Consider the following 11,113-nt stretch of genomic DNA (forward strand, 5'->3'; position numbering starts at 1 on the left):
AGAGCGACATTGAACCGAACTTCATCGGTTCAGATTCTTTGAACGGCAGCCAGTACAGCTACAACATCATGGCGAGCGCTGCCGCTGGACAGTGGACGGCCCCGACCGGCGGCTACAGCGCTGTCGTCGACTACTACATCGGCTGGTAAGCCTACCCGCTCTATTCCATTGAGGTCCAGATTATGAAACGAATTGCACCCCTATTTCTGCTTCCTTTGCTGATCGCTGCCTGTGGCAATCAGTCCACTCCTGTGGCTCAATCCACGCCTTCAGCCGCTGGCATGATCACGCAGCTCGGACCTGATTATGTCACCGCCTTCGAAACTGGAGTAGCCCGTGATCTGGTTGCATTGGGATTGAATGGAGATTTGAGTGGTCAGGGAATTGCTCCCAAATCTTATCTCAACGTCTTGAAAATTAATGACAGCAGCGCTCGAATCTACGTCAAGTCAACGTATCCTGTAGACACCGGTTGCACCGTGGACTGGGGAGACGGCAGCAGCACTGCGGTAGTCACACCGACTCCCGCCAGCGTGGGGCTTGAAAAGCAAGATCACACGTATTCTCAGAGCGGGAGCTATACAATCATTCTGACTTGTGGTCGAGATGTCAAGAAGATGATATTCAAGGCGACAGCAGCGATGAATAGTCTTGGTCTTTTTGATGACTACGTTGGTAATTTTTACAAGCATGGTGGTGGAGAAGAGGGGGGGGCGCCAAATCCTTTTATTACGAAAGGTTTCACCTTTAAATCTAGCAGCAACTACGTCGAGAGGAATGGCTGGGGATTGCCCCCAAATCATATTGGGCTTGTTCTTAGTTGTGGGCCTGAAAATAGCTTCGCAACTGAAAATGGTTCCACATTTACCCTCAACTCTATTAGTGCTGGTACTATCTGGGGAGACTTCATACAGATTACGGGATATGATGGCGCAAATCAAATTATTGGAACCGCTACTTTTACAAACAACGGCACTAACTTGGAGCCGATTGAAACCCGGACCCTTAACTGGAAAAATGTCAGTAGGGTAGTTTGTAGTGGCGGTTCTTACTTCCACGTAGATGATATGGACGCTTCGATTGATGGATTTTTGGCCAAGCCCATAACAATCAATTAATTATCTGTATATTGTGATGGAATTCATGTAGAGATTGCAAAAAACAACATATTCGGACAAAAGTATGGTGATCGTTATAGCTATTAGGAATTAACTATTTCGAGAATTCCCCAACCTCTCTCGATGATCCCTATGCATGTAGAGATGTTGATCAATGGTTGGAAGGCATAGGGATAACCATATCTATGTTGCGGATTATTTGCAATATTGGTGATAGCTTGGAGGTGGAAACTGTTTGAATAAGTTCACCTCCTGCCCCACTCCTCATGGAGACACTCATGTCTAGAATTGTTTTAATATCACTACCGCTACTACTCGTGCAAATGGCCCTTGCGCAGACCACCTCGGCCACCATCCCAGTCGCTGCGGCCACCCAGGCGGCCTGTCAGTTCGATACGGCCAACAGCCAGCCGACCATTGAACTGCCCGACTACGAAGCGGCCCTGGCGCACACCTATGTGGGCGAGCAGGCGCAGGTGTCCATCAGCGTGTACTGCAACAACGGCACGACCCTGACGGCGCGCAAGCTGGGGGGGATGGCCAGCGCTACCTCGAAAGCGGCGGGTGTGCTGGTGCCGCTGGTGCTGGATGGAGTTGCCAACAACCCCACCATCAACACCCTGGTCTGGTACACCGCAGGCAGCTCGAACACGGTGCCGAACGGTCCTTATAAGGGAGCGAGCCGGTACGTCAGCACCATCCGCTCCGGCTGGCCGGAAGCTTCTCAGTTCGCTGCGCCCAACGGGTTCTACACGGGCACGGTCGACTTCACGGTGGAGTTCTAGACCCCGTGCTTTCCATGTCTCGCTCTGGCAGGTGGACCCCGTTGCGGCTGACCGCTCTTGCCCTTTTGCTCCTGAGCGGCGCTGCCCAGGCTGCCTGTCAGTTCGGGACGCCCGTGGTGTCCTCGCTGGGTACCTACGACTATGTTCAGAACTGGACGCAAAACATCCAGATTCCAGTGGTGTGCGACGGCGGCAGTGCGGTCAGCACGGTCCGGATCAGCACTGCGGACGGGGTCTTCGAGCCGGCCACTGGCCGTTTCGTGGGTACCATGCGTTCCGGCAGTGAACAGCTGCTTTATTTCGTGCCGAACGCGACGCAGTTGCGTGTGCTCGGCGGAACCCTGGGTCTGGATGTGACGGTGCCTGCCGGACAGTGGGGTGCTCCCACCCGCAGCTATGCGGACAGTCTGACCATCACCATCGATTTTTGACGGACGGAGGTTCGTTGCCTGCCCGGGCGAGCCTCCAACCGTTCCAGACAAATCAAGATTTCTGTTTCCCGGCGAGTATGCCGGTATCAATTGAGGATATTTATGTTGAAGCGCAGTCGAATTCTCTTTCTGATGGGCCTGCTGACCTGTGTCGGGTCCAGTGAAGCGGCCAGATTTGTCCTGAGCCCCGTTCTGCTGACCCTGGACACGGCCCAGACCCTGACGACGTCCACCACCGTGACGAATACGGACACGGTGCCGGCAGAGTTTACGGCAGAAGTGCTGTCCTGGACCCAGAAGGACGGACAGGATGTGCTGGTTCCCACCCGCGACGCAATTGTCAGCCCCATGAATTTCAAGGTGGCCCCGGGCCGCAGCCAGGTGGTGCGCGTGGCGCTGCGCCGTCCCCCCACCACGGCGTCGGTCACCTACCGGCTGATCATCAAGCAGCAGGTTCAGGCGCAGCCTTCCAGTTCGGGTGCGCTCACCATTACCCCCCGTTATGTCTTCAGCCTTCCTCTGTTTGCAGAGAAGTCCGGTGCGCGGCCCAGCGTGGCTCTGAGCGCTGTGCAGCGAAACGACGCGGCGTACCTCGTGTTCAAGAATTCCGGCGATGGCTACGGAGTCTTCCGCAAGATTCAGCTGGCCGCCGGGGGCCAGACGGTGGACCTGGGCAACCAGTATGTTCTGAGCGGTTCCACCATGGAAGTGAAGCTGCCGCCTGCCCTGAATGGAGCCAAGGGTATTGAATTCACGGCCGAGGACGCGAATCAGAAGCCGGTGCGAGTGACCCTCAATGTTCAGTAATCTCTTGTCAGGGCCGGGTGGCAACGGGGGGCGACCATGAAGCGCTGGCTGGCCCTGAGTGTTGTGTTGGGTTTATGTCCCCTGTATTCACCGGCCCAGGCCCAGGCTGGCGGGTCTGCTGCCGCAGCCGTCTGTGCCTCCACAGAAGAGCTGGTTGACCTGCAGGTGCGGGGAGTCAGCCGGGGCACGTACTCTCTGCGCCGCGTGGCCAGCGACCTGTGGATACAGCGAGAAGCCCTGCAGGCGGGTGAGGACCGTTACGGGCTGGAGGCGCTGGCCTGTGATGAGGAAACCTTTGTCCGTCTGAATCCGGTGCTCGCTGCCCAGTACGATCCGGAAGCCCAGACGGTGCGCTTTGAGCCGCAGCCTGACCTGCTGCCAACATATACCCAGTCCGTGAAGCTTCCTGTCCTGGCGGAGCCCGAAGGTCTGCCCGTCTATGCGCTGGACTACGGACTGAATGTCCATTACCAGCCGCAGAGCGGAGTGAATCAAAGTGGTTCTCTGAATGGCAGCTATGCGTATGGAAAATTCAGCGCTCAGGTGGGCGTGGCCGAATCCAGTTCTCCAGGCCGTGCGCTGACGGTGGATCCCAGCGCCTCTGCGCGCTATCAGCTCAGTCCGACGGCCCACGTGGAGGCAGGTTGGAACATCGCCCCAATACTCACCACCAGTCTGGACGGCTTTAGTGGAGTTCAGGCCCGGGTCACGGGAGTCAACCTGCGCTACTTGGATGTCTTCACTGTCGATCTGCCACTGCCGGCAACCGTGCGGTTGGTGGCGGGCGGGGCCTATCTTGGTGAGTGGACGTTCGGCGCAGGGCGTGTCCAGTTCAGGTCAGTACCGCTCCCAGGAAGTTCGGGGGCTGTGTCGGCTGTGATTGAAGACGCTTCGGGGCGGCGGGAGGTGGGACAGAACTATTCCTTCCCGTCCGCTGTGCTGCCCGGCGCGGGCTACAGCGCCCTGGCAGAGGCTGGACTGCTGGATCAGGTGCCCTACGCGAACGGACGCGTTTCGTATGGCCTCACGGACAGCCTCACCCTGGACGCGCAGTTCGGAGTCAGGGCCAGCCGACCCACCGGGGCGATCTCGGTTACGGCAGCCTCTCAGACCCAGGCTTTCACGGTGGGATACCTGCACAACCTGTACGGACTGACCGACGCCGCCACCCTGGACTACCGGGGCCGTCTGGGGGCCGTGGGGTTGGGTCTGGCGGCACAGGTGCCCCTGCAGGACCCACGGCAGCTGCGCGGCGAGGCGGTTCTGGGCTATGACCTGGGCGGATTTGCCACCGGTCTTGCGGTCGGCTACGACCAGCGGCAGGCCGGATGGTACGGCCGAGCGCAGATCACGGGGCAGCTGAACCCAACACTGCGGCTCAGCGCAATGGGCAAGATCAGCGAACAGACCAAGCAGTTCACAGTCACTTTGGGCTACAAGCCTTCGGAGCAGTGGGATGCCCAGGTCGGTACCAGCGTGGGGGCCGCGGGGCCCAGTGTGCGGGCCGCGGCCCGTTATGCCCCCACGCCGGACCAGAGCGTCCGGATGCTCTACAGTTCCGGCGTGCTGTATGGGGAATACCGCCGCCGTGGACTGGCGGACTATGCGGTGGGTGCAGCCACCACAGGACAGGTGGACGCCAGCATTCAGGGCGCCCTGGTATACGCGAACAACAGAATCTATGCGAGTGCGGCCCGCACCAGCGACGTCACTGTGTTGCTGGACACCGGCGTGCCAGGACTCGCCGTGTATGCGGGCGGAACCTACCAGGGCCGCACGGATGCCAGCGGCGCCCTCACGTTTTCCATTCCGGCCGGTGCGCAGATCGATCTCCGTGTTGATCCCAAAGCATTGCCCATAGAGATCGGCATGAGGGAAGCACATTTGGTGCTGTCGGGCACAGCCTCCCGCTCGATCAAGGTTGACTGGCGCAGCAACTTTCAGCGCCTGCGGTTTGTCAGCTTCCAGCTGGCCGATGGTCAGGAAGCAGCCTACGGCACCGTGAGCCTTGAGGGAGGGGACCGGTATGGTCTGGATGCCTTCGGCACCGTCGTTCTTCCGGCGGCTGCCCAGCCTCTGTCCGGAATCCTGACCCTGAGAGATGGCCGGTCCTGCCCGGTCACGATCGGCGTTCAGGATGAAGTGGTCTCCTGCCCCTGAGGGCCATCATCGTGTCTGAACTTTCTCGGCGGTTCAGGCCGGATCAGGAAGTCGCAGCAGTGGATGCCAAATATGCGACGCTCCATGATGTACGAGACGTCCGCCTGAAAGTGGGGTGGATCCGGGCACCCGTGACCGTTTCCAGGGCGGCAGAGAACGTCAGCTCTCAGCCCCCAGTCCTTACAGGCGCTTGCGGTTTGACTCATGTGACGGCGTTGTGAGCGCCGAGACGCGAAACTGACGGCCATGGTTGTCCGCCCGCCCACCCGTCCCACCGTGGCCCTGGTGAGCCAGACCGTATATCTGATTCTCTATGCACTGTGGTTGCTTGCCGCGCCGTCCGGAGGCTGGGCACCGCTGGCAGCCAATCTCGCCGTGGTCCCTCCCCTGTTGCTGGGGGTGCTGACCGTCTGGCAGATGGCCCGCGTGTCGCGCGGACCTGCGGCGCGGACCTGGCGCTGGCTGGGCTGGGGCCTGCTCGCCTGGAGCCTGGGAGCGCTGGCGTATTCGGCGTATGACGCCCTGCAACTGTCTCCCTTTCCGTCCCTGGCGGACCTGGGATATCTGCTCGCGCTCCCGTGCTTCGCGGTGGGCCTGAGTCTGCTGCGGCGCGAGCGGCGGGGTACGCTGCACACCCTGAGCTTCCTGACCGACGCCGCCCTGGTCACTCTGGTTCTGGGCGACCTGCTGTGGCGCACGTCCATCCGGGACACGTTGGCCGGCTATCCGCAGCCGACCTTCGCGCTGTGGATCTCGCTGGCCTACCCGGTGGTGGACCTGCTGCTGTGCGCCGTCACGGTGACGCTGGCCCTGTGGCGACCGCTGGGCCTCCAGCGGCGGGTCATTGCCCTGCTGGCAGGGGGCATGCTGTGCTTTCTGGGCACCGACGCGCTGTATTACGACGCGGTGGCGCGCGGCGTTTACCGGCCCGGCGCATTGATCGACCTCGGCTGGCCGCTGGCCGCGCTGCTGATCGCGTGGGCCGCGTTCCGCAGCGTTCAGGAACGCCGGTCCACGGCGTCCCTGCCGTTCCGGGTCAGTGAAGGCTGGAAACGGTTGCTGCCGCATTACGCGGTGCTGGGCGTGTTCGGGCTGTATCTGGTCACCCACCTGCGCGCAGCGCTGGACGGGACCCAGGAGGTCACGCTGTGGCTGACTGTGGGCCTGTTCGTGGTGCGGCAGTTTCTGGTGCTGACCGACAACCAGCGCCTGCAGCAACAGCTGACCCACCGTGCCGAACACGATCCCCTGACCGGTGTGCGCAACCGCAGCGACCTGGAAGCGGGTCTGCAGCGCCAGATCAATGAGGCGCGCGCGCGTGGTGGTGAGGTGGCGGTGCTGTTCGTGGACCTGGACCGCATGAAGGAGGTCAACGACACGTTCGGGCATTCGGTGGGTGACCGCCTGTTGCAGGCTGTGGCGGCCCGGTTGGCCTCCCACCTGCCGGCAGGCGCAGTGATCTCACGCTTCGGGGGCGATGAGTTCGTGGCGGCGCTGCCCGGCCACCCGGCCCCGGCAGCGGCCCAGGTAGCGCAGGCCCTGCTGGAGGCGGCCCGCGAGCCCTTTCAGATCGGGCCTGAGATTCTGCACGTCTCGGCAAGCATCGGGGTGGCGCTGGCCCCCGGGGACGCCGACTGTGCCGAGACCGTCATCGAGCAGGCCGACGCGGCCATGTACCGGGCCAAGCAGGCGGGCAAGGGCACCTGGCGGTTTGCCAGCGAGCAGCTCAACGGACTGCACATGCCGCAGGCCCAGCTGGAGGTGCTGCTGCGCGGTGCGCTGGAACGCGGAGAATTCACGCTGTATTTTCAGCCGCTGATTGCGCTGCGCACCGGCCGCGTAAGCAGTTTCGAGGCCCTGATGCGCTGGACTTCGCCGGTGCTGGGACCTGTTTCTCCCGCCAATTTCATCCCGGTGGCCGAGACGCGCGAGATGATGGGCGGCCTGGGGCGCTGGGCGCTGCGTGAGGCCGTTCGTCAGATGGGAGCGTGGCAGGCGACGCTGCCCGGGGTCGGCGTGGCCGTCAATGTCTCGGCCACGCAGTTCGCCCACGACGGCTTTGTGGCAGAGGTGCGTTCGGCGCTGGCTGATTACGGCGCTAAGCCCGAACGGCTGACTCTGGAAGTCACCGAGAGCTCCGTGCTGGGCAACGTCCGGCAGGCGCGGCACAAGCTGCTGGAACTGCGTGACCTGGGCGTACGTGTGGCGCTGGATGACTTTGGCACCGGTTACTCCAGCCTGGGGCAGTTGCGGTCGCTCCCGGTGGACGTGCTCAAGATTGACCGGGTGTTTATCCAGGACAGCGGTACCGACGCCGCCTTTATCCAGGCGATGGTATCGCTGGGCCACAGCCTGGGCCTGCGGGTGGTCGCCGAGGGCATCGAGGACGCCCCCGCCGTCGCCCGGCTCCTGGATCTGGGCTGCGATCTGGGCCAGGGCTTTCACTTTGCCCGGCCCCTGCCCGCCGCCCAGGCCGTGGCCGCCATGGCCCGCCTGTGCCCTGCGTCCGGGGAAACGGAGGCGCCGCTCAGCGGCTGGAACGGACACTGAGGGTTGCAGCCGGGGCGGGCCGTCCTCGGCACCCTGACGCGCGTACGCCCCGGACGCGCATGTGATCCGGCCGATCAGGGTGCGCCTACTTATGCTTGAGGCACCGAGCAACGCCACCGTGTCGGTGGACTGACGCACCGTGAGCGGGACGCCGGGCGCCTCGAAGATGCGCTGGCCTCGCCCTGTTGTGGGTCATTCAGGCTCACCAGATTGTTACTGCGACCGTAGAGGTGGCCCGTGTCGTCGCAGCAGCGCAGCTGCACGCACGTTGCGGCCACAGCAGGGCATACCGGCGCTGGATGACGAAGGGAGGAGATGGGGGAGAGATCGCGTGAATTCGGAGGAGGGATTTTGGGGGCGGCGGTCTGAGCGCAGCGTCTCAGGACAGAAGAGGCGGAACACGCTATACAGCTGGAGACGCGGCCAGCAACACTTCCCCGCCACCAGCGTGCAGAACAGAGCTCTGGGTGCAACACAGATAGAGGCTGAAGTCCTATACCCCACCCACTCTCTTACCCGCTGGCCGCCGGCGCGGACTATATTCGGAAAAGATGAAAAACTTTGGTTTCAGGAAGGATCCGGACGCTCCTGCTGTCCAGGCCGATCTGCCCCGCCCTATTTTTCGTCGCCCTCCCGCCCTGCTGCTGCCGTTCTACCTGTATCCGACCCACAGTTACACCAATCCGGTCGTCAACCGCCTGATCGCTGCGGCGCGGGCCTACCCCTCGGTGGAATTCAACGTGATCTGGAACAACAATTCCGGACCGGGACGCGAGCAGGACGCCGACTACACGGTCGCCATCCGCCGGGTGCGGGCCTGCAGCAATGTGCGCATCATCGGCTATATCAACACCACCCTCGGCTTTCCGCGGGTACCCCGGCCAGCGGCGGTGATGCGGGGGGAGATTGAGCACTGGAAGCAGTGGTACGACGTGGACGCCATCTTCTTTGACCAGATGACCGTTGATGACAGTGCCACGCACGCCGCGTACTACGCGGACCTGACTGAATTCAGCCACGGGCTGGGCATTCCCCTGACCATCGGCAACGGGGGCACCGCCACGCCCCAGCGCTACTTTGATGCGCACTCGGCCGACCTGTTCTGTGTCTGGGAGAACAGCGTCCTGCCCTCCGAGGCCGATCTGGCCGGCAACTACCAGGGCGGGTACGCCGATTACCCGACCGTGGACCGCGCGGCGCTGATCTACGGGCAGCCGACCTTCGACCACATTCTGGCCGCCACCCTCTCACGTCAGACCGGCATGTGGGGCATCCGGCAGGCGGGGTTGCCCAACCCCTATGTCGCGCTGCCCGATTACTTCGAGGAACTGCTCGCGTGGATGGCGGGCACGGGGGTCCCCGGGGGCAAACCCCTGCTGGGTGCGGGTCGGCCCCACACGCCCCCGGCCAGCGGCCTGCAGCTGTACGCGCACGACGTGGCCGGCCACAGCCTCCCGGCCTTCGTCGGTCCCGGCGGTTCCGGCGGAGCGCTGCAGGCCGCCCTGGCGCATAAAGGAGTGGGGGTGTGGTTGCCCGGGTCAGACACCATGGACACCATCGGGTTGCCCGGCGTGGTGGTCGGGATCCTGACGACCCCGGCCATCGGCGGCACGGCCCCCGCCTTTGCGAACAGCATCCGGCGCTGGCGCACCGTCAGTGAGGAGGCTGCCGGCAGCGCCGCAGAGGTGCGCGCGGCGCAGTTTGCAGGCCTGCGCGGCAGTGCGCCCGGGGTCGGGGGATTCTGGTATGTCCACCGGTTCTCCGAGGCCTGTGCCCTCGCCGGACAGCGGCTGTTCGTGGGCCTGAGCGCCTCCACCGGGGCGTGGGACGGTGCCACGTCGCCTCCCGCCCTGACCCAGGTGATCGGGGTGGGGCACGACGCCCGGGACGGGCACCTGTTCCTGTACAGCGCCGGAACAGTGGCCGCCGGGGAAGGACAGGATCTGGGAGCGGCGTTCCCGGCCAATACGCCCGCCGCCGTGTACGAGTTTGCACTGTTCTGTGTGGGCGGGGCCTCGGCGGTCCACTGGCAGGTGACGCGCCTGGACACCGGTGATCAGGTGGGCGGAGAACTCGGCGCCGACCGCCTGCCGGCTGCCGGAACACCGCTGGCTCCGCGCGCGCACCTGAACAACGGGGCGGTGGCCGCGTCCGTCATGCTCGACCAGAGCCGCATGTACTTCGAAACCGCGTACTGACCCGGCGGTCACGCTGGATCTCGGGGGCACAGGACAGCTCGTCCCCGGACCGGGATCAGAAACCCTCGACCACGATCTTGCCGCAGGTCAAACGTTGCCGGGGAGGGGTACAGATAAGGACGCTGCTGGCAGTGATGACGAGGCAGCCCAGAAAAACCAAGCCCCTTCACACAGCGGGAAGGGACTTGCGAGCAAACCGTGGGTTATTTTCTGACGACGCTGCACCACGCGAGAATCACGTCTTTGGGGCTGTCGATCCAGACGCCGGCATACCAGACCTTGGAGCTGGTCAGCGCGAACTGCTCGTAGGTGCCGTCGTCCGTCTCGCCAATGTCCAGACTCTTGTACTTGAAGCTTGTTGGGATCTTCGCAGACAGCGCCTTGCCCAGGGCGATCGGATTGCCTTTCCAGTACAGCAGCTCGTGGTACTGGCATTTGCCGTTCATCCCCGCCGCAACGTCTTCGAGCAACTCGACCATCTCATCCGAGAAATCGTCATCGGTGAGTTCGAGGGCGCCGGCGGGCAGCTGGAACCCCGTGAGATTGGATTTGGCAACGAAGTCGGTGGCGTGGGCGGACGGTGCCAGCAGCAGAGCGGCAGCCACGAGAACAGCAATATTTTTTCTCATCGCTTTCATTATGGGGTGCGGCCTGCCCGGCAGGCGATGGGGGAGGGGGGGACTACCGCCGGAGCCTCTGAAGCTTCCTGCCTCTTGCCAGATGCACTTGGGCTTGTCCCGCTATTGCGTAGTTGAGGTTAAGCGGCTTTAGCTTGGCGTTCGAACTCGTGAGGCGTCAAGTAGCCCAGTGTGGAGTGGCGACGCTGTCGGTTGTAGAAGACTTCGATGTACTCGAAGATGGCCTGCCGGGCCACTGAGGGTGACCCGGTTTTGCGCAGATGGAGATAAGCCTCGACAATAGGAGGCACCATCATGACCCACCGCAGAATCCATTCCGCCGAGTTCAAGCGAGACGCCGTTCAGCTCGCCCGAACGGGCGGCAACCTCTCCCACACTGCTCGCGAACTGGGCGAGGGTGCCTCATTGCTCCGCAAATGGCTGACG

General features: G+C 62.9%; 9 protein-coding genes and 1 pseudogene. 8 read left to right on the plus strand and 2 right to left on the minus strand.

The window, feature by feature from the left end; translation table 11 throughout:
* Positions 1-182: 182 nt before the first annotated feature.
* The 7 genes from IEY21_RS16110 (at position 183) to IEY21_RS16140 (ending at position 10,049) form a co-directional block, all read left to right on the plus strand.
* The gene (locus IEY21_RS16110) at positions 183-1,118 is read left to right on the plus strand and encodes a hypothetical protein (RefSeq protein WP_188905363.1); all 936 of its coding nucleotides are present in this window, start codon (positions 183-185) and stop codon (positions 1,116-1,118) included.
* Between the two features lie 323 nt (positions 1,119-1,441).
* Positions 1,442-1,903, plus strand: a complete 462-nt coding sequence (locus IEY21_RS16115) for a hypothetical protein (protein ID WP_188905364.1) — start codon at positions 1,442-1,444, stop codon at positions 1,901-1,903.
* 41 nt (positions 1,904-1,944) lie between these two features.
* Positions 1,945-2,334, plus strand: a complete 390-nt coding sequence (locus IEY21_RS16120) for a hypothetical protein (RefSeq protein ID WP_188905365.1) — start codon at positions 1,945-1,947, stop codon at positions 2,332-2,334.
* Between the two features lie 102 nt (positions 2,335-2,436).
* On the plus strand, positions 2,437-3,141 hold the full coding sequence (locus tag IEY21_RS16125; protein WP_188905366.1) for a fimbrial biogenesis chaperone: 705 nt from the start codon (positions 2,437-2,439) through the stop codon (positions 3,139-3,141).
* A 204-nt stretch (positions 3,142-3,345) separates the two neighbouring features.
* On the plus strand, positions 3,346-5,301 hold the full coding sequence (locus IEY21_RS16130; RefSeq protein ID WP_188905367.1) for a fimbria/pilus outer membrane usher protein: 1,956 nt from the start codon (positions 3,346-3,348) through the stop codon (positions 5,299-5,301).
* 246 nt (positions 5,302-5,547) lie between these two features.
* Positions 5,548-7,851, plus strand: a complete 2,304-nt coding sequence (locus IEY21_RS16135; protein ID WP_188905368.1) for a putative bifunctional diguanylate cyclase/phosphodiesterase — start codon at positions 5,548-5,550, stop codon at positions 7,849-7,851.
* A 551-nt stretch (positions 7,852-8,402) separates the two neighbouring features.
* Entirely contained in the window at positions 8,403-10,049 is a 1,647-nt protein-coding gene (locus IEY21_RS16140; RefSeq protein ID WP_188905369.1) for a spherulation-specific family 4 protein, read from the plus strand.
* Positions 10,050-10,252: 203 nt separating this feature from the next.
* Here IEY21_RS16140 and IEY21_RS16145 read toward each other — a convergent pair whose 3' ends face one another.
* Both IEY21_RS16145 and IEY21_RS16150 read right to left on the minus strand, forming a co-directional pair.
* Positions 10,253-10,678, minus strand: coding sequence for a hypothetical protein (locus IEY21_RS16145; protein ID WP_188905370.1), 426 nt, complete (start codon positions 10,676-10,678; stop codon positions 10,253-10,255).
* Between the two features lie 128 nt (positions 10,679-10,806).
* Positions 10,807-10,920, minus strand: a pseudogene (locus IEY21_RS16150) (IS3 family transposase); the annotation flags it as partial.
* A gap of 61 nt (positions 10,921-10,981) precedes the next feature.
* On the opposite strand from IEY21_RS16150, the gene IEY21_RS16155 reads away from it, so the two are divergent.
* Positions 10,982-11,113, plus strand: a 132-nt coding sequence (locus IEY21_RS16155; protein WP_188905371.1) for a transposase, incomplete at its 3' end; no start/stop codon positions are given.

The sequence above is a fragment of the Deinococcus aerophilus genome (assembly GCF_014647075.1).
Lineage (GTDB): Bacteria > Deinococcota > Deinococci > Deinococcales > Deinococcaceae > Deinococcus > Deinococcus aerophilus.